This is a genomic window from Celeribacter naphthalenivorans (genome assembly GCF_020524585.1).
Classification (GTDB): domain Bacteria; phylum Pseudomonadota; class Alphaproteobacteria; order Rhodobacterales; family Rhodobacteraceae; genus Celeribacter; species Celeribacter naphthalenivorans.
This window is the reverse complement of record NZ_JAIVLK010000011.1, coordinates 68,995-88,966: the sequence shown is the minus strand read 5'-3', so window position 1 is coordinate 88,966 and position 19,972 is coordinate 68,995. Positions and strand designations below refer to the sequence as shown.

17 protein-coding genes are annotated in these 19,972 nt (G+C 57.0%); 10 read left to right on the top strand and 7 right to left on the bottom strand.

The features are described from left to right. The first annotated feature begins 43 nt into the window (after positions 1 to 43). The 3 genes from LC094_RS20065 (at position 44) to LC094_RS20055 (ending at position 2,599) form a co-directional block, all read left to right on the top strand. Positions 44 to 901, top strand: a complete 858-nt coding sequence (locus tag LC094_RS20065; protein WP_226554558.1) for a hypothetical protein — start codon at positions 44 to 46, stop codon at positions 899 to 901. 277 nt (positions 902 to 1,178) lie between these two features. Further along, positions 1,179 to 1,475: an LbetaH domain-containing protein gene (locus tag LC094_RS20060; RefSeq protein ID WP_226554557.1), complete on the top strand. Its 297-nt coding sequence runs from the start codon at positions 1,179 to 1,181 to the stop codon at positions 1,473 to 1,475. Beyond that, the gene (locus tag LC094_RS20055) at positions 1,475 to 2,599 is read left to right on the top strand and encodes a glycosyltransferase family 4 protein (protein WP_226554556.1); all 1,125 of its coding nucleotides are present in this window, start codon (positions 1,475 to 1,477) and stop codon (positions 2,597 to 2,599) included. Before LC094_RS20060 ends, LC094_RS20055 begins: the two co-directional genes overlap by 1 nt. On the opposite strand, the gene LC094_RS20050 is transcribed toward LC094_RS20055, so the two are convergent. The 7 genes from LC094_RS20050 to LC094_RS20020 all read right to left on the bottom strand — a co-directional run bounded on the left by LC094_RS20050 (position 2,566) and on the right by LC094_RS20020 (position 10,742). Beyond that, a complete protein-coding gene (locus LC094_RS20050; protein ID WP_226554555.1) occupies positions 2,566 to 3,465 on the bottom strand; it encodes a glycosyltransferase family 2 protein in 900 nt (299 codons plus the stop codon). The two genes, LC094_RS20055 and LC094_RS20050, sit on opposite strands and share 34 nt — an antisense overlap. Next, a complete protein-coding gene (locus LC094_RS20045; RefSeq protein WP_226554554.1) occupies positions 3,465 to 4,631 on the bottom strand; it encodes a glycosyltransferase in 1,167 nt (388 codons plus the stop codon). The genes LC094_RS20050 and LC094_RS20045 overlap by 1 nt, the downstream gene beginning before the upstream one ends. Continuing rightward, entirely contained in the window at positions 4,628 to 5,743 is a 1,116-nt protein-coding gene (locus LC094_RS20040; protein WP_226554553.1) for a glycosyltransferase, read from the bottom strand. The genes LC094_RS20045 and LC094_RS20040 overlap by 4 nt, the downstream gene beginning before the upstream one ends. Next, complete coding sequence (locus tag LC094_RS20035; RefSeq protein ID WP_226554552.1) at positions 5,740 to 7,023, bottom strand: hypothetical protein; 1,284 nt, start codon at positions 7,021 to 7,023, stop codon at positions 5,740 to 5,742. The genes LC094_RS20040 and LC094_RS20035 overlap by 4 nt, the downstream gene beginning before the upstream one ends. Before the next feature lie 2 nt (positions 7,024 to 7,025). Then, complete coding sequence (locus LC094_RS20030) at positions 7,026 to 8,228, bottom strand: lipopolysaccharide biosynthesis protein (RefSeq protein ID WP_226554551.1); 1,203 nt, start codon at positions 8,226 to 8,228, stop codon at positions 7,026 to 7,028. A gap of 97 nt (positions 8,229 to 8,325) precedes the next feature. Further along, positions 8,326 to 9,444 carry a GDP-mannose 4,6-dehydratase gene (gene gmd / locus LC094_RS20025; RefSeq protein ID WP_226554550.1) on the bottom strand — a complete coding sequence of 373 codons (1,119 nt, stop codon included), beginning with the start codon at positions 9,442 to 9,444 and terminating at the stop codon, positions 8,326 to 8,328. A gap of 44 nt (positions 9,445 to 9,488) precedes the next feature. After that, positions 9,489 to 10,742, bottom strand: a complete 1,254-nt coding sequence (locus tag LC094_RS20020; protein WP_226554549.1) for a WcaI family glycosyltransferase — start codon at positions 10,740 to 10,742, stop codon at positions 9,489 to 9,491. A gap of 276 nt (positions 10,743 to 11,018) precedes the next feature. Between LC094_RS20020 and fcl the strand changes: the two genes are divergently transcribed. From fcl to LC094_RS19985, 7 genes are all read left to right on the top strand, one after another. Beyond that, positions 11,019 to 11,999: a GDP-L-fucose synthase gene (gene fcl / locus LC094_RS20015; protein ID WP_226554548.1), complete on the top strand. Its 981-nt coding sequence runs from the start codon at positions 11,019 to 11,021 to the stop codon at positions 11,997 to 11,999. Positions 12,000 to 12,148: 149 nt separating this feature from the next. After that, complete coding sequence (locus LC094_RS20010; protein ID WP_226554547.1) at positions 12,149 to 14,248, top strand: GumC family protein; 2,100 nt, start codon at positions 12,149 to 12,151, stop codon at positions 14,246 to 14,248. A gap of 260 nt (positions 14,249 to 14,508) precedes the next feature. After that, positions 14,509 to 15,756 carry a polysaccharide biosynthesis/export family protein gene (locus tag LC094_RS20005; protein ID WP_226554546.1) on the top strand — a complete coding sequence of 416 codons (1,248 nt, stop codon included), beginning with the start codon at positions 14,509 to 14,511 and terminating at the stop codon, positions 15,754 to 15,756. A 220-nt stretch (positions 15,757 to 15,976) separates the two neighbouring features. Then, complete coding sequence (locus tag LC094_RS20000) at positions 15,977 to 16,243, top strand: hypothetical protein (RefSeq protein ID WP_226554545.1); 267 nt, start codon at positions 15,977 to 15,979, stop codon at positions 16,241 to 16,243. 174 nt (positions 16,244 to 16,417) lie between these two features. Next, entirely contained in the window at positions 16,418 to 16,903 is a 486-nt protein-coding gene (locus tag LC094_RS19995) for a hypothetical protein (protein WP_226554544.1), read from the top strand. 229 nt (positions 16,904 to 17,132) lie between these two features. Then, positions 17,133 to 18,584 (top strand): mannose-1-phosphate guanylyltransferase/mannose-6-phosphate isomerase, encoded by a 1,452-nt coding sequence (locus LC094_RS19990; protein ID WP_226554543.1) that lies wholly within the window; start codon positions 17,133 to 17,135, stop codon positions 18,582 to 18,584. A 5-nt stretch (positions 18,585 to 18,589) separates the two neighbouring features. Next, positions 18,590 to 19,972, top strand: a complete 1,383-nt coding sequence (locus tag LC094_RS19985; protein WP_226554542.1) for a phosphomannomutase — start codon at positions 18,590 to 18,592, stop codon at positions 19,970 to 19,972.

Sequence of the window (19,972 nt, the reverse complement as noted above, 5' to 3'; positions counted from 1 at the left end):
ACCCATCTGCCATAGGCTTTCGCAAAAAAGGATCTACCTGCCCATGATTGTATCGCGCGAACTCGGCTTTGTTTTCATGCACAATCCCAAGGTGGCGGGAACCTCTGTGCGAGATGTTCTTGAACCCCTGCGCGATACGCCTTTCGACTTTGCCAACAATTATCCCGATCCGCTGACCGGAGAGCGCATCATTGATCGCAGCCATATCGGCATTGATGAATTCGCGCATTTTTACCCGGACATTTGGCAGACGACCCTTTCACTGCCCTTTTTTGCACTGTACCGCGACCCCAAAAGTCGTTTTCTGGCGGCGGTAAATCAATATTCCAAAATGTACGGCGATGTGGACATTCGCTTCGCCGATCAAGCCAAACGCAGCGCCTTTTTCAAAAAGCTTCTTGAGGCGCTTGATGCCCTCGGTGTTGCAGAAAATGCCATGGAAAATCACGAATATGCGTTTTTTCGCCCGCAGTGGATTTTTTTGAAATCGGAACGCGCCGACGCAAAAAATCTGGACATTCGCCCTTATCCCGTCTCCGCCTTCAAGGATTTTGCCGCAGACATTTCGAACATTCTGGGCCGCGATCTCCATTTTGCCCGTGAGAACAGCAGTGAGCAGTTTTCTGTCGGAGGCCCGGTGGGGGCCATCCTGTCCAACAACACGATCAAGAAGTTGCTGCGGCGTCTGCCTGGAGCGATGACGGCGATGTCTCTTTTGCGCAAAAGCCGCAAAACGGACACTGCGCGCGAAAATCTGCAACCTGAAGTACGCTATGGTCTCAACGACCGCGACCTTGAGGCATTTGACCGTTTCATTGCACGGTTTTATGCGAAAGACTTCGATCATTTCCGCGCCCTCGGCACGCCTTTCGACCGTGTGTATGAAACCAGTACGGCCTGACAGAATGAACAATACCCAAGAGGTAACCCTGCCTGCCAATCGAGCTTATTTTTCGTTCAAACACAAAGCTCTACGTGCGATTTGGTCGATCACGTGGTTGCTTTTCGCAAGTTGGACTCCGAAAAAATTCGCACCGTGGCGCCGTTTCCTCCTGCGTTCGTTTGGCGCTACGATTGAAGGAAATTCGGATGTCAGAGGCTCAGCGCGCGTTTGGTATCCTCCGAACCTGCAAATGGCCTCTCACTGCATTCTGGCTGACGGGGTGCAATGCTACAACATGGCACCCATCCGGCTCCATCTGAGCACGATCGTATCGCAACGCGCCTTCCTCTGCGGCGGCACGCATGATTACACGAAAGGGGATCACCCCTTGATCACACGCGCAATTGAAATCGGTCCTCATGCCTGGGTCGCGGCAGAAGCCTTTGTCGGGCCGGGAACCATCGTCTCCGAGGGCTGTGTCATCGGCGCACGTGCGGTTGTGAACGGGCGCCTTGAGCCCTGGAGTGTCTATGCAGGCAATCCGGCCAAGCGGATCAAGGAGCGCTTGATCGACTGGAAAGAAACTGCCTGATGCGAATACTTCATGTGACACCAACATATTACCCGAATGTTGGAGGCATCGAAGCCGTCATACGCAACATGTGCCGCGAATTGAAAGAACGCGGACATGACGTTGCCGTCGCACATCTTGAAACCGGCCTGTCGCAAGGTCAGGACCGCGATGAAGAATGTGACTTTCCGATCTACCGGATCCCGCTTTTGGGGCATCGTCTGCTCGGATTGGCGCCAGGACTTCGCAAGATTGCCAAAGAGTATGACATTTTGCATGTTCATGATCCGCAACTCATGGCGATTACGGGGTCGGTCCTGCTTTATGCACGCATCCTGCCTCGCGTTCTAAGCTCCCACGGGTTTTACGGGCATACGAAAAATCTTTCACAGTTCAAGACGCTACACCAGAAACTGGCCTTCCCGCGTCTTTTGAAATCTTACCATTCGGTGCTTGCCGCCAGCAAAAGCGATTTTGCCCACGCATCCCTCTACGCCGACAACATTGAACTGTTCGAAAATGGCATCAACGTCGCAGCCTTTGCGCCTCAGCAGCCGCTTTCTGAGAAAGACTTGCATCGTTGGATTTATTGGGGCCGCATTTCCCAGAACAAACGTCCAGACCTGCTTGTCGATCTGGTCAAGGCCTGTGCGGATCGCGGTCACAACATCCATCTGACGATCACCGGGCGTCCGTTCGACGATATGCAAAACATATTGAAGTCACGTCTGGCGGATTTGGACATGCCAGATCATTTCGACCTGCGCCCCCCCATGGATGATGCCGCGCTCAAAGCCACGATGGCGCAGGCGGGCGTCTTCGCCTCCGCTTCAGAATATGAGGGCTTTGGCCTTACGTTTATCGAGGCAATGGCCGCAGGTCTCGGCATCATTTGCCGAGATGCTGAGCCCATGTCGGAGTTCGCCAACAGCTCTGGCGCCGGGATCGCCGTTGATTTCAGGGATATGGATCAGGCCGCAGCACAGGTCTGCGATTTCCTGGATCAACACGCCAACACGATAAGCGCGTCAGCGCGCAGCTTCGCGGCCAAATACAATTGGGCCGACAAAATTTGCGACCTGGAACGCTTCTACGACAGCGCCCTTTCGGCTCACAACACACCCTCTTCCACCAAAAGCTCATAGGGCGTCAGCCCCCGATCTGCGGCGCGTTTTTCCAATTCGAACAGCTTGGCCTCGACGAGAGTGCGATACCAATAGGCTTGTAGGAAATGAAAGAAGAACCCCTCTTTCCCATCCAGAAACCCACGCCCGAAGATGTAGCGATAGACAAAATACAAACTCGCCCGCAGTGTTGAGGGAATGCGCGTGTAGACCTTTTCCTTGAGCCAACGCTTGCGCGCGGCTTGACCGCTCATCGTCTCCATACCCGCGTCTTTCGTCGTCCGCTCCCGCTCCATGATTTCCACCATGTCATAGACTTCCCGCGTCGCGTAGCCGTTGTGCTTGGCCACCCACCACGACAGATCGTTGAGGTTGTGATCCACCAGATCGCCGCCCTCAATGGTTTCGCTTTGAACGTTCTCAACGATGACATGCTCGTCCATCCAGCGTTGCTCAATCCGGCCCGCGCCCGTGCGCCAGACCCTCAGCATCATCGCCGGATAGAAAAAACCATGCGTGATCGGGCGCCCGAGGAAGACCATCTTGCGCCGAAGGTAAAGCGCATTCACCGCCTCATTGGGCGCGGAAAGCCATGTCTTCAAAGCGGTCCTCAGCCCGTCTTCCAGATACTCATCAGCATCGATGCGCATGGTCCAGTCCGTGGCGATGTCACAGCTATCCAAACCGAACTGAAATTGCGTCGCGTAGTTCTTCCACGGATTTTGCACCACCTCCGCCCCAAGGCTCTCGGCAATCTCCACGGTGCGATCCGTTGAGCAACTGTCGATCACGCAAACACGTTCCACAACGCCATCCAGCGACCGGAGACAGCGTTCGATATGCTGCTCTTCGTTGAAGGTGAGGATGATGGCGGTGATGGAGTGCATCAAACGGCCTCTTTCTTGGCGATCTCAGAAAAGGCCATGCGCAACGCTTCAGAACAGGCTTTGGCCGAATACACGTCTTGCTGAAGCCTCTGTCCGTTGTCGCCGATCTGCCTCAACCGCGCCTCAGGAAGCGCCTTGAAATCACGCAAGGCCTCGCGCAGCGCCTCTTCGCTTTCGCCAATGCGGATCGCGGCATCCTGCGTAAATCCAAGCGGCAGGTTACACGCCTCTGTCATCAGTACCGGCAAGCCGATCGCCCAGGCCTCCAGAATACTCATCGGCAAGCCCTCGCTCTTGGACGGCAAGATGAACGCATCCGCTGCCGAGTAACTCAAAAGCCGGTCCTCACCATATTGCGGGCCCGCGAAAGTGATATTCCGATAGGTGTTTTCAACTTCGGAAATCTTCGCCTCAAAGCCCGCGACGGCATCGACCCAGCCGCAAAAGACCAGATGGACAGTGTCGGCAAACCCCGGATCAGACGCCGACAGCGCTTCCCAGGCCGAAACCAATTCGCGCCAGCCTTTTTTGTCATGTATCCGACCAAAGAAAAGCAGCACCCGCCGATCTTCCATCTCAGGCCGCCACCATTTCGGCCGTTGGGTGGCGCGCGGCAGGGTCGGTACGAAATTCGGCACCACAAGCACCTTGGCCTCCAGCACCACGGCTTTGACGTCCTCGGTCTCTTTCGTCGTCAAAACATGAAACAGACTTGCCCGCTTCAGAAACCGGGAATGAAACGCCAAAGACACCGCCTTTTTCAGCATCTTGGAACGCGCGAGAATCCAGGCCTCCAACATCCCGTGCGGGGTCACGACATAGGGCCTCTGATGCGTCTCACTCCAGCGCAGCGCAGCAAGGCAATGATACATCCAAAGCCCGTGCACATGAGCGATGTCGTAGTCCTGCGCCTTCAAAAACCGCGTCATCTCCGGCGCATAACCGAACCCACGCAGCCGATGGCGTTCGAACGTATGGATCGGAATATCGGGCCAATCCGCCCGCGCCTCTTCAAAGCCATTTGAGCGAAGAGTGACAACTTCGATCTCAGTGTCATCTCGTTGTGCCCATTCCCAGGCCAAAAGCCGCGCCGCCTCGGACACACCGCCCCCGCCCCGCGTGATGGTCGGAAGGATCAAAACGATCTTAAGCGGACGATCCGTCATGGTGAGACCTCGCCCCGAAACACGAGCGCCTCGACAGCCCGCGCGAAAGAGGCCACATCTCCGATTTCCGCGGTCTGTCCGGCCCCGATGCTCAGTTCGCGCCACAGGGCCTCGTCCTCGCCCACAAGCGCCATATAGCGCGACAGACCCACCGCGTTGTCAGGCTCGAAAACGAACCCGTTCTGCCAGTTGCGCACAAGCAAATCCCGCGCACCGCAGACCTCGCTCACAATGACGGGAACCCCCATCGCCTGCGCCTCGATCACCACATTGCCGAACTGTTCCTCAATGCTCGGCAGGATCAACGCCAGTGTGTCGCCCAGCGTCCGGGCAATCTCATCGGTTTGCACAAAGCCCCGAAACACCACATGATCCGTGAGACCGAGGTCTTCGACCTTCGCCTTGATATCCGCGTCCAATGGCCCACTGCCACAGAGGTGCAGCTTGCGCGGCGCCTGCGTCCTCGCCGCATAAAGCGCGTAGGCCTCAAGAGCCAACATCAGGTTCTTTTTGGGAATGAACCGCGCGACGATGGTGAAGTGGCGCTCCGCAAAGGGCATGCCCTCGGGGGCTGCGGGTTTGCCAGCCAGATCGCGAATACGCTGCACCGAAAGCGTATTATATTCGCCCTCAATCGGAGTGACGCCCAAGAACCGAAAATACTCTCGCGTGCGAATGCCCGACCCAAGCGCCCCCTTGTAAGGCAGGAGGATGAGTTTCTTAATCAGCTCTCGCGCCGGTTTTCGTGGCAGATCATCGAACTTCGCGCAGCCCATGATGTAAGGCCGTCGTCCGGTCAGTGTTAGCCAGAACGCAAAGGCGGCAACATGCGGGCGCTCGTAATTGCACAGAAACCAGCTTGTCCCGCGATACCGCAAAGAAAGTTTGATCAGCGCGATAAGTTTGCGAATTTTGGACGCGCCTGCCCCGTCGTGAAGGGTGATTTTTTCGAAGCTGTCCCGTGTCTCACTGACCCAGTCATACTCTTCGGAGTGCTTCCGTTCTTCAACACCAAGACATGTCGCGCGCCCATCCAACTGTCGAACAACGGCATCCACCCGATCCGCATGCATCGGACCAAAGTTGTCCCAGAGAAAAGCGATGCGGGTCATGCGCGCGCTCCTGATCGACTAGCCTTCACAAGAAAACGACGTATGGGGCGCAAGATGCTTTCATAGTTTAAAAGCAGCAACGCGATGAGCAACTGGCGATAGGTATTTCGCATTGGGTAAGTCTGAGCCACAATAAAGAAAAGCGTGATGAACACGGACGTTGCGAGCAGTTTCACAGGTGTTTTTGACGCATCGAGTTTGGCGTTTCCTCGATACAGGAGGAACAAAGTCAAACCGTAGATAAAGATATACAAAAGCCCGAAGTGATAGACTTCTCCTATCGCACTCATCGGCACATACCGATGAAGCCTTACCTGATGGCTTGTCCGAATACTTCCGAAACCGTCGATTGAAGATGGAAAAGGAGAAAAGGAAAGGATTTTATATATTTCTGCAAACTCTGCATCGAACCGGATAGAGTCGGTTGTGACGAAAATGCCTTGCACAACAGAACCGACAAAAATCCTCCAGATCGGTACATCTCGGGCGGCATCAGACAGAATAAAATGCGTTGGGATCGCAGCTATGCCAAAAGTTCCGGTTGAACGTCCGTGAAGCGCAGTCACAAACATCAGAACGCAAAGGGAGAATGCAGCCAATGCTGCCAGACGGTGACGCGGCGATGATCCAAATAAAAGCAAACTGATCGCAATGGCGATAAAGATCATCCCTGACGACCGTGACGCGCTCGCCAGAGAGATCAGCAGGCTGGGAACAACCATCAAAAAACCGAGGATTGCGGCTCCCGAATTTCCCTTCAAATAATTTGCAGTCGCTAAGGCCGCGACCAAAACCCCCAAAAGGCCGAGGCTTGATTTCGCCAGATCGGGTATCGCGCCCCCAACTCTCATTCCTTCCGAACTGCCAATCAGGAGGTAGGTATTATTCCTCCACAACACACCGAGATCGATCGTGCCCAGTCGAATGACCAAAATGAAGAACATCAGCAGATACAATATTTGAGAGATCTTTTTCAGCTTTATTTCCGAAAGCTTTTGGTAGTTCAGACGTTTTTCCTGCTGAATCCCGAGAGTGGCCGCATAAATGAATGCATAAAGCACCCCATAAAACAAAACGCCAAACGCAGGACTGTAGTAAAACGTACCAAGGCTACCCGCGGAGAAGGATGAGCCAGAGAACGTGAAGGAACTGTATAAAAAGAAAGCTTGCGCAACAATGATATAGCCAAATGTCATCAGCGCAGCCGAAGCCAAATGCAGCCTGCGTGCCGCTTCTGCAAACAAGAGGAGTTCCAAGCCGAAAACCAGAAGATATACCACCGTTAGGCCCCCCTCATAGTCTTCAAAGCAATCGCCGCATCCGCCACGACCAAGGCAACGAGCACCGGGACAATCGTATTCGGCGAGACATACGGCATCAGAGCGCAGGCGAGGTACAGGCCGAGCGCGAGGAAGGCGAATTCGGACTGGCGGTTCACGGCGATCAGGCGCGTGCCCAATGTCATCCAGACGGCACAAAACGCCGCCGCAAGCCCCAGAAGACCAAACGCGAGACGGCTTTGCACAATTTCGCCATGCGACATCGCGGAAATCACTGTCGGACCGATCAGAAAGAGGGCGAGTGCAGCAGGGATCATGACACCAAGTGTAAGCCCCATGTTCAACTTCATCAAACGGGCCGTCAGCGCATGATCTTCTGCCACTTGAGAACGGGTCAGCTCAGGCAGGCTGGCGCGTGTCAAAAGCCCTGAAAACTGCATCGGAATCCGGGTCAGCATCCGGGTCGTGGCAAAGACCGCCGCCGCCGCAGGGCCGAACACCCAGCCGATGGTCAACACGACGCCCTGCAACCCGAAGGAATTTGCAATGGTCAGGGTCAAGGCGGACAGTGACGGCGAAAACAGGCGTTTGAGCGTCGCCTTTTCCGCATGCCTCCAACCGACCCGACTCCACGGCTCGCGTTTCACCAGAAGGCGGGAGAACAGAACAAGGCTGATCAACCGCGCAATGCATTGGGTCATGGCGGCCTCGATGAGACCAAAGCCCAAGAACACCCCAATCAGCACCGCAAGCGAGCCCGCGAAATAGAGCGCATCGAACACCGCAGTGCCCAAAGCATATTTATGCGTGGCCTGAAACACGATTTTGCGAATGCTCATCTGCATGGACAGAAGAGCGGCCATGACGATAAAGGCGATCGACCAAGCGATCTCATCGCGCCCAAAGGGGCCTTGCGGTCCCTGATCAGAGAGCGCGGCCCACCCAAAGGCGCCCGCCACACAGATCAGCCCGATTGCAACCGTCACCAGCGTCAAAAAACTCCACACGGTTTGAAAAGCGGTGACGGCAGCCCCCGTATCCTCCCGCTCCATCGAGGCTGTCAAATCCACACCGGCCGCAACGCCAAGCCCGAAATCGGACAGCGCCAAATAGGTCGGGATCGTCGAGATCATAAGCCAGACACCAAACCCATCCACGCCCCATGCTTTCGACAGCACAGGCACGGCAACGAGTTGGGCAATCATGATCCAAATCTTGCCAAGAAGATTGGCGCCGGTTCCATGAACCAGCCTCTGAAACGCAGGACTGAGACGAGACATGCCGGTCGACAAATCTGTCACCCTACCCCTCCAAAGACACCGGTAAGTCCAGCCCGTGCTCTTTCAAAAGCGCCACACGTTTGGCGGCTTTCAGGTCTTCTTCAACCATCTCTGCGCACATCTCTTGCGCGGTGATTTCCGGCACCCAGCCGAGTTTTTCCTTGGCCTTCGTCGGGTCCCCCAACAGAGTTTCCACCTCAGCCGGACGGAAATAGCGCGGATCGATGCGCATGATGACATCACCCGCCTTCAACGCGGGCGCCTTATCGCCAGTCACCCCAGAAACGATAGCAACTTCATCCACGCCCTCGCCAGAGAATTCCAGCTCGATCCCCAACTCCCGCGCGGTCCAAGTGATGAATTCGCGCACGGAATATTGCACCCCGGTGGCGATCACGAAATCTTCGGGCGCGTCCTGTTGCAGCATCATCCACTGCATCCGCACGTAGTCCTTGGCATGCCCCCAATCGCGCAGCGCGTCGATGTTGCCCATGTAGAGACAGGGCTCAAGCCCCATGGCAATGTTGGACAGGCCCCGCGTGATCTTGCGCGTCACGAAGGTCTCGCCACGGCGCGGACTTTCGTGGTTAAACAGGATGCCGTTACAGGCGTACATGCCATAGCTTTCGCGGTAGTTCACAGCGATCCAATAGGCATACATCTTGGCCACGGCATAGGGCGAACGCGGGTAGAAGGGCGTGGTTTCTTTCTGCGGAATTTCCTGCACCTTGCCGAACAGCTCCGAGGTCGAGGCCTGATAAAACCGGGTCTTTTTCTCAAACCCCAGAAAACGGATCGCCTCCAAGAGACGCAGCGTGCCGGTGGCATCCACATCGGCGGTGTATTCCGGCGCCTCGAAAGACACGGCAACGTGGGATTGCGCACCGAGGTTATAGACTTCGTCTGGTTCAATGTCGCGCAACAGACGCGTGAGGTTCGAGGTATCGGTCAGATCGCCGTAATGCAGCTTGAGACGCGCCTTATCCGTGTGCGGGTCTTCGTAAATATGATCTACGCGCTGCGTGTTGAACAAAGAGGCACGACGTTTGATCCCGTGAACCTCATAGCCTTTCTCAAGCAAAAACTCCGCCAGATAGGAGCCGTCTTGACCAGTAATGCCGGTGATCAGTGCCTTTTTCATCTGTTTCATTTTCCTTCAGGTTTTACAGCGCATGTCAGTGGTACTTAGACGTCTTCGACAGATACGCGCCTAACGGCGAGATGTGTCATTCGCGTTTCGAGCCGGTCCAAAATCGCCGACATATCCCAGTTTTCCAAAGCTCTTGTCCGCGCCATGCGACCGTAAGCGAGACGTTGCTCAGGATCATCTAAAAGTGCTTCGATCGCCTCAGCAAAAGCAATCGCATTCCCAGGCTCCGTCACAAGGCCTGCGCCCTCGACCTCTTGGGCGAGAGCCGTTTCCGGATAGGCGGTGGCGACAACAGGGCGCCCAGACGCCAGCATATTCGTCAGTTTAGACGGCAGCACCAGTTCAGCCACCCCCGCAATCTGCGGCAGCAGATGCACATCCGCCATGCCTAACGCATCGCTCAGTTTTTCGAAGGGCTGGAGCGGGTAAAAGCGGATATTTTTTAGACCTTCTGCCTTCTGCTTAAGCGTCTCCAGAAAAGGTCCTTCACCACAGATCACAAAAGTCAGATCATCGCGCTTCGCCAAAAGCCGCGCCGCCTCGGGAATGATTTCCAATCCCTGCTTCGCCGCCACATTGCCCGAGTAATACGCCACGTAGTCCGTCTCGATCCCAAGCTCGGCACGCATCGGCGAGACGCCTTCGATCACCTTGACCTTCTTCAGGTTCGCCCAATTGCGGAATTCGAAAATCTTCTCTTCGGGAATGCCGTTTTTGCGCAATTTATCGAGCATCGGCCCGGAGATGGAGCTGATCACATCGAATTTGCGCATCATCCAGGCCTCAAACGCCCGCGCCGCCCGACCGAGACGGCTTTCCGGCGCAATTGCCCCCGTGGCAAAGGCGGCCTCGACCTCGAAATCCTGGATATGAAGCCAAAGCTTCGCCCCCGTCAGACGCGCCGTCACCCAAGCCGTCACGGCGGAGACCAGCGACGGCGCGACCACAAATATGACATCGGGGCGGCCCCGGAGGGCATCCGAAATCATGCGGGGAAACGCCGTCATGGCAAAGCTTGCGTAATGCAGCATCCGGGTTTTGGCTGTCGGCACCTTGGGGACATAAAGCGGACAATGCACGACTTTCGGCCCCACCTCCCCGGCCTCGATCACTCGATAGCCGTATTTGGGCCAACCCGGACGCAGTTGCCACTGCGGGTAATAAGGATGCGCACAAAGCACCGACACATCATGCCCGCGCGCGGACATCTCCTGCGCGAACCCTGTCGAATAAACCGCAATCCCGATTTCTTCCGGCGCATAGTTCAAACTGAGGCATTGTACTTTCAAATCACCACCGCTTTCTCAAGCTACAGAAAGGACCACCCAGCGCGCGCCCAAGGGTTGATATGCGACCTTAGCACCCCCAAGGTGACGCTAAGACACTTTGGTATTTACGCAGCACAGGTCACCATTATGCAAGCGCAGAATACACCACCCTTGTGCAACTGCAGAAAAAATGTCACGCAAGTAAGGAGAAAGATCGCCACACGCGTCGGTTGTGAAACTTTTTCTTGCCGTCGCGCCTAAAATTCAGACTTTTCAACAGCTGAACGAGAGCAATCGATGACGAAGAAAATTTATATCGCCGGACACCGCGGAATGGTTGGCGGAGCGATCATGCGCCGCCTGCAACACCGGCAGGCCGAGGGCGAAGATTTGATCCTCATCACCCGCACATCTGACGAGTTGGACCTGACAAATCAGGCTTCCGTGCGTCATTTCATGCAAACGGAAAAGCCCGATCAGGTCATTTTGGCGGCGGCAAAAGTGGGCGGCATCATCGCCAACAACAGCTACCCCGCACAGTTCATCTACGAGAACCTGATGATCGAGTGCAACGTGATCCACGCGGCCTATGAAGCGGGCGTGAAAAAGCTTTTGCAACTCGGGTCATCCTGCATCTATCCGAAACTGGCGACTCAACCCATGCGCGAAGACGCGCTCTTGACCGGAACGCTCGAACCCACGAACGAACCCTATGCCATCGCCAAGATCGCCGGGATCAAACTCTGCGAAAGTTACAACCGGCAATACGGTGTCGACTACCGTTCTGTGATGCCCACAAACCTCTATGGCCCCGGCGACAATTTCCACCCGGAGAACTCCCACGTCCTGCCCGCCTTGATCCGTCGCTTTCACGAAGCGGCCCAGCGGGGAGACGCGCGTGTGACAGTCTGGGGGTCCGGCAAACCGATGCGCGAATTCCTGCATGTCGACGATATGGCTGAAGCCTCGCTCTTTGTTTTGGATCTCGACGACGAAACCTATCAACGCGAAACCGAACCGATGCTCAGCCACATCAACGTCGGCTCCGGCACGGATGTGACCATTCGCGAGCTGGCCGAAACCGTGGCGCGTGTCACCGGCTTTGAGGGCACACTGGACTTCGATGCATCGAAACCCGACGGCACCCCGCGCAAATTGATGGATGTCAGCCGTCTGGCCCGCCTCGGCTGGACAGCCACAATCCCTCTGGGGCAGGGCATCGAAGAAACCTACGCCTGGTTCCTCGCACAAGGCCTGGATCAACTTCGGTCTAAATAAGCGGAAATCCACTGATTTCCTGATCGTTTTAAAGGCAGAGACCGCCCCGCCATGGTATAACCGAAACCAAGACCCGAAAGTCGCATGAGTTTGCGCCAAATGACAGCAAACATGCAGAGTACTGGCAAATTGCAGTGAATGAGAAAAACGTGTCCCTAGATCGCCCCATACGACAAGCTCCGCAAAACGCGTCTGCCGAAGATGATGTGATCGATCTTGGCGCCATTCTGAGGACGATGTGGCGCCAAAGACTTTGGATTCTGGTGAGCGTTGCACTCTTCACGGCACTTGGGGCCTTTTACGCCTATAAAATCGCCGTCCCGAAATATCGCGCGACATCCGTTGTCCTCCTCGATACGGCACAGGATCAACTGATCGACCTTGGCGCTGTCCTGCCGAGCCTCGGCGCCGAATCCGAAGCCATCAACACAGAAGTCGAGGTCCTCAAAAGTCGTCGACTTCTCGAACGCGTGGTCAACGCCGCCGATCTGACACAGGACCCCGAATTCAACGGCGCACTGCGCCCGCTGAGCCTCAAGACAAAACTCAAAAACCTCGTGACGGGCACGACACCGGTCACGCCGAGCGCAGAGCAACAGGTCACCAGCGCGATCAATGCGCTTTTGAGCCGGATCTCGGTGCGCAACCTGCCGAACACCTATGTCCTGCAAATCACGCTGGAGACGGAAAACCCCGCCAAATCCGCATTGCTCGCGGACACGATGGCCGAACAATACATTCTCTATCAGATGGATGTGAAATTCGAAGCGACCCGCGACGCCTCCGAATGGCTCACGTCGCGCGTTGCAGACCTCAAGATCGAGCTTGAACAGGCCGAAGCCCGCGTCGCGGAATTTTCCTCCAATTCAGAAGTGGTGAGCATAGAAACCGTGCAGGCCCTCGAACGTCAGCTGAAAGAGCTGCGCGATCGGCTACAGGCGCTTCGGTCCTCGCTGACCGCGGACACAGAACGTTTGAGCGCCTTGGAAAACGCACAAGACGCATCGCCCGAAGAAAAAATCGCGCTGGCGGACGATCCGCGCCTTGAAACGATCTTTCGCGAAAACGGACCCAGCCCCGCGTTCGAGGCGCGTTTCCGCCAGATTTTAAATCTCGCCGATGTCCAGGTTCAGCGGACACAGGCCCAGGTTCAGGCCCTGATGACAAGCGTCAGTGCACGCGAAACGGATATCGCACGGCAAAGCGATGAGCTGATCCAGCTTCAGCAACTGACACGCGAGGCCGAGGCCAGCCGTCTGCTCTATGAATATTTCCTGAGCCGCCTCAAAGAGACCTCGGCCCAAGAGGGCATTCAGCGGGCAGACAGCCGTATTTTGTCGAATGCCGTCCTCCCCTACGGCCCTTCTGAACCGCGCAAATCGCTTATTCTGGTCATGTCCGCCCTGCTCGGCACCATCATTGGCGTCGGCGGCGTGTTGCTTCGAGAAATGCGCCAGAACGGCTATCGTCAGCCCTCCGAACTTGAGGAGGAAACCGGCCTCCCCGTCATGGGACAGCTGCCGCTTTTGCCCACATCGAACCGCCGACAGGCGCTCGAGTATCTGGCCACGAAACCCACGTCCGCCGCCGCAGAGGCCGTGCGCAACCTGCGCACATCCGTGCTTTTGACCAGCCCGGACAAATCGCCAAAAGTCATCATGCTCTCCTCCGCCTTGCCGGGTGAGGGGAAAACCACGGTCTCCTTTGCACTGGCGCAGAATTTCGTTGGGCTCGGCAAAAAAGTCCTGTTGGTCGAAGGCGACATTCGGCGCCGGGTCTTTAGCCAATATCTCGACGTGAAGGACGCCAAGGGCATGATGGCCGTGCTTTCGGGGGAAACCACCCTGACCGAGGCGGCCATCCACGACCCGATGCTCGGCGCGGATATTCTCATCAGCGAGCAAACCGATGCGAACGCCGCCGACATCCTCTCGTCGCAACAGTTCAAGACCTTCATCGACACCGCCCGTGCGACCTACGACATCGTGCTCATCGACACGCCGCCCGTGCTCGTGGTGCCGGATGCCCGTGTCGTGGCTCAGCTCGCCGATACGCTCCTGCTCACGGTGCATTGGGACAAAACGTCCAAGACACAGGTACGGGACGCCCTGCGCATGTTCGAAATGGTCGGGGTCCGCATCAACGGGCTGGTGCTCAACCAGATCGATCCGAAAGGCATGAGAGAGTATGGCTACGGTGACAGCTACGGGGCTTACGGAGCTTATGGCAGCAAATATTATACAAACTGATCATGCTGCTTAAATTTTCACACATTTAAGGACACGGATGTGATGCGCAGAAGCCTCTTCCACGATTTTGCTATCGAAACCGAATGGTTTGAAAGGCGTTTTTTGGCTATGAATTGTCACACCGATAAGATCACATAGGGGCAAGATCCATGCGTATTGCAGTCGCCATTCTTACCGCCCTAGCGCTTTCCTCCTGCGGGACAGTGTACAAGAGTCAGCGCGTTGTCGCGGGAACAACGGATGAAGCAAAAGTCCGCGTGATGGACGTGACGCCCCAGTCGGTTCTTGTCGCCAACAGATCATCCTACTCCCCGCGTGAGCTTCCCGCAGTTTTCAACATGACAAGCGGCACAGGCGGCGGCCTTCGTGGCACCGGCGCAGTACCCGAGCCGGCCTATACGGCTCAGACCCGCCCGAATGCCCTTGAGACCCGTCTTCCGCCGGAAGTCACCCTACAACCCTACAAGATCGGCGTCGGCGATGTGATCCTTCTGGCCACGCCGTCCGGCAATTCCATCGAGGAACTGACAGGCCTTTTGGCGGCGCAAAACAGCCGTCAGGGCTACACCGTACAAGACGATGGCAGCATCGCAATCCCGGATGTCGGGCGTGTGTCCATTGCGGGCATGACGCTTGAAGAGGCGGAAGCAAAACTGTTCCAAAGCTTGGTCTCCGCCCAGATCGAACCGACCTTTAGCCTCGAAGTCTCGCAGTTCAATTCCAAGAAAGTCTCGATCGGCGGCGCCGTGGGCACCCCTGGTGTGGTCCCGATCACCCTGACCCCGCTTTATCTGGACGAAGCGCTCGCCACTGCAGGCGGCACGACGGCGACGAATCTCGATTACACCTCCGTGCGCCTTTATCGCAACGGGACGATCTACCAAATCCCGCTTGAGGAACTCTATTCCAAGAGCAGCATCAAGAAAATCGTGCTTCAGCCCGGCGACAGCATTTTCGTCGACGACACCTATCAACTCGATCAGGCCTCCGCCTATTTCGCGCAGCAAATCCAGCTCGCGCAATATCGCCAAGGCGCACGCTCGACGGCCCTCGCCCAACTTCAGGCAGAGGTCGGCCTGCGGCGCGCCCAGCTTGACGAAGCCCGGAACAACTATCGCGCGCTCACCGAATTCGATGCCACGGACCGCGACTATGTCTACCTGACCGGCGAGGTGAAAACACAGGGGCGGTTCGATCTTCCGCTCGGTCGTCAGGCCAGCCTCGCTGATGCACTCTATGAGGGCGCAGGAGGGATCGCGACAAGCTCGGCAGACCCCCGCCAAGTCTATGTCCTGCGCAGCTCCGCAGATCCGATGGAATTCGACTCCCTGACGGCCTGGAAACTGGACACCAGCAATGTTGCTGCACTGGCTCTGGCGACCCGCTTTGAATTGCGCCCGAATGACATCGTGTTCATCGCCGAGCAACCGGTCACACGGTGGAAACGCACCATCGATCAAATCACGCCGACCATCATCTCGATCGGGGCCAATGCGGCAAACGGGTGACGTGATTGAATTTACGACTGGGGAAAGAGTAAGCAACAGGCTCAGGAATTGAGCCGTTCATGTGACGCGCCCTGCCTGAAAGCCTCCGTTTTCGGTAAAAAAGCGGGAATTAAAGCTTTCCTCATGCATTTTTGCGATAAATCGCGTACACTCAACCTAAAGACGATTTAGATTCCCCTGCTGTACGGGGGAGCCCTCCCTCGAAAATTGTGAGTTCATCATGTCCAAATATGCCCTCCTGACGATCACAGCCCTCGCGCTCTCAGCGACCAACGCGGTGGCGCAATCCACCTCTCCAATCGATTGTAGCCTCGCAGCCAACGCCAACAGCCCGGCTTGCATCATTCTTCCGCCTGTGGGCGATGTGCAGAACTTTGTGCCCTTCATCGCGCCTGCCCTCGCAGCGGCCGGTGTTGCGGCTCTCGCAGGTGGCGGAAGCGCGGATTCCACCACATCCACGACGGCCACCACGTCGACCACGAACTAAAGCGTTTATATGGCGCTGTGCGTAAGGCATCCTTCGGGGTGCCTTTTGCATGTGAGAGCCTAACACGCAGCGGGCTCAACACTTCCTTAGTCCTTCTCTGTTGTACTCCATGCTGAACCGATCCGCGTCGGTGCTGGGGAAGAACACCCCGATGTTTTCATCAGGGGTGTTGCCATGCTTATCAAAACCGTCACGCGCTTTGCCGTCCTATGCGTAAATCTGTTTCTTATCGCCCTTATGTTGGCCGGAACCTCCGCCGACGCAACACAGTCGCGGTCAAATCAACCGGGCGCAACGATTGTCATCACCGGCGATCCGGGCGGAAGCGTGAAGGCGCGGTATAATGAAATCGCGGAGATCAACCGCCTTGGACAAAAGGTCGAAATCCGCCGCGGCGAATGCGTCTCGAGCTGCACAATGTTTCTCGGCGCCGACAATGTCTGCGTGTCGCCCCGGGCCAGTTTTGCCTTTCACGGCCCCTACCGGCTTGGCACCAAACTGAGCCCTGCGGAATTCGATCACTGGTCAAACATGGTCGCCGCACATTTCCCAGAGCCGCTCCGTCAATGGTACATGACCACGGCGCGCTACAAGATTTACAACGTCACCCGCATCTCCGGCGCGGAAGTCATCCGAAAAGGCGTAGCGCGCTGTCGGTGAGGCATGATCGCGACCCCACCCACATATTCGTCCCCCCAAAACGTAAACGCCGCCAGATTTGAAAGTGCAGTTTCGTAGAGTTTGTGATCATGCATTCTACGAATTGGGCATATTTAACGCAGAGGCAAGATCACTCGCCTTAAACGCGACTTCTCCTAGACTTCACACAGGTTACACATCTATCAGAGAGAGAGTAGGTAACGACTTTTGCGGATCAGGGAACGAACGAATGCCATTGATTACACCGGTTATTTTGTGCGGCGGTTCTGGAACTCGGCTTTGGCCTCTTTCGCGAAAGAGTTACCCAAAGCAATTCGTCCCACTGGTCGATGAACAAACGCTGTTTCAGGCTTCGGCCAAACGTCTGAGCGGCGCGAGTGGCAAGCTGGACTTTACGCCCCCTACGGTGCTCACAGGCTCAGACTTTCGCTTCATCGTCACCGAACAACTCTCCGCCATCGGCATCGATCCCGGTGCTATCCTGATCGAGCCTGAAGGGCGCAACACCGCGCCTGCGATCTTTGCCGCAGCACTCTATCTGGTCGAAAAAGACCCGGATGCCATCATGCTGGTGGCACCGTCTGATCATGTCGTGCCCGATGTCGCCGCCTTCCATGTTGCGATTGAAAAAGGTCTGGCTGCACTCGAGGCCGGCAAACTGGTGACCTTTGGGATCAAGCCGACGCACGCGGAAACCGCCTATGGCTATCTCGAACTGACCGCTGAACCGGACGCCACTGGCTCCGCCGTCGATCTCAAACAATTCGTGGAGAAACCCGACGCGGACCGCGCCGCCGAAATGGTCGCGGCAGGCACCTTCCTCTGGAACGCCGGGATTTTCCTGTTCAAGGCGACGGACATCATCGCCGCCTTCACAAAATACGCTCCAGCCCTGACCGCCCCCGTCACGGAGGCCGTGGACATGGCACAGGTCGATCTCGGTTTCCTGCGTCTCGACCCGGAGGCCTGGTCCGGGGCGGAAGACATTTCCATCGACTATGCCGTGATGGAAAAGGCCGACAACCTCGCCGTCGTGCCCTTTGACGGTGGCTGGTCCGATCTGGGCGGCTGGGACGCGGTCTGGCGCGAAGCGGGCCCCGATGAGAACGGCGTCGTCACCTCCGGCGATGCGACCGCAATCGACTGTAAAGACAGCCTTATTCGCTCCGACAGCGACCGTCTCGAAGTGGTCGGCATCGGGCTTGAGAACATCATGGCCATCGCGATGAATGACGCGGTTCTGGTCGCCGACATGTCCCGCGCGCAAGACGTGAAAAAAGCCGTCACCGCGCTCAAGGCGAAAGGATCGGATCAGGCCACGCAATTCCCGAAGGATCACCGTCCCTGGGGCTGGTTCGAAAGCCTCGTGGTCGGCGGGCGGTTTCAGGTCAAACGCATCCACGTCCACCCCGGCGCGGCGCTCAGCCTGCAAAGCCATTTCCATCGCTCTGAACATTGGATCGTGGTCGAAGGCACCGCGCGTGTCACCGTCGATGACGAAGTTCAATTGGTGACCGAAAACCAATCCGTCTACATCCCGCTGGGCGCCGTCCACCGGATGGAAAACCCCGGCAAAGTGCCGATGGTTTTGATCGAGGTGCAAACCGGGTCTTACGTCGGAGAAGACGACATCATACGCTACGAGGACGTCTATTCCCGCGGCCAAGGCGCGAAAGGGTAAACAAGATGGCTCCCAAATTCGGCACCAGCGGGTTGCGCGGGCTTGTCACCGAGCTGACGGATGAGCTCGTTGCGGATTATGTGCATGCTTTCCTCAGCACGGTGAAACCCGACACGCTTTACGTGGGCCAGGATTTGCGCCCCTCTTCGCCGCGCATCGCCGAGACCATCTGCGCCACGGCGCGGGCTGCGGGTGTGGATGTCATCGACTGCGGCGCGCTTGGCACGCCAGCGCTGGCGCTGTCCTCCATGGCGGCCAAAGCCCCCGCGATCATGGTGACCGGAAGCCACATTCCGGCGGATCGCAACGGTTTGAAATTCTACCTTGCGGACGGCGAAGTGTCGAAAACCGACGAGGCGGCGATCAACGCGGCCTATGCGCAAAAATCCCGCTATGAGGGCAAGGCGCAAGGCACCTATCAGGAGGCGCCAGAGGCCGAAACGCACTATATTGCGCGCTACATCGACGCCTTTGGTCCGGATGCCCTCAAGGGCCTCAAAATCGGTGTTTACCGCCATTCCTCCGTGGCCCGAGACACGATGGAAGCCATTTTCACCGGCCTCGGCGCCGACATCGTGCCGCTGGCCCATTCCGACACGTTCATCCCCGTCGACACCGAAGCCGTCGATCCCGAGACCCGCGAGAAACTGCGCGCTTGGTGTCAGGACAATCACCTCGACGCCATCGCCTCCACCGATGGTGACGCCGACCGGCCGATGCTCACCGATGAGACCGGCAAGGTCATTCCCGGCGACATTCTTGGCGTGCTGAGCGCGCAGGTTCTGGGCGTAAACTCTGTGGTCACGCCGGTCTCCTCCAACGACATGGTGCGCCGCCTGCCGGAGTTCGACGAGGTGATCCTGACCAAGATCGGCTCGCCTTTCGTGATCGCTGGCATGGCCGAGGCCAAACATCCAGAGGTCGTTGGGTTCGAGGCCAATGGCGGCTTTCTTTTGGGCTTCGAGGCGATGCTCAAAGCCCCGCTGTCGCCCCTTCCGACCCGCGACTGCATTCTGCCGATCCTCGCCCCTCTGGTGGCCGCAAAACAGGCCGGGCAAAGCCTGTCTCAACGAGTCGCCGCCTTGCCGCCCTGCTTCACCGCCGCCGACCGTGTGCAGGAGATTGACCGCGACAAGGCGAAGGTCTTTCTCGATGGGCTGATCGCCGACAATGACACGCGCGCGGGCTTTTTCGCCCCCTTCGGCACGATTGCCGCGATGGACCTCACCGATGGGTTGCGCGTCGATTTCGACAGTGGCGACGTGCTGCACCTGCGCCCCTCGGGCAATGCGCCGGAGTTCCGCATCTATGCTCAGGCTCAGAGCGAGGAAAAAGCGCTCTCATTGGTGAAAGCCGCCTATCAGGATGTCGCAAAAGCCGTGCTGTAA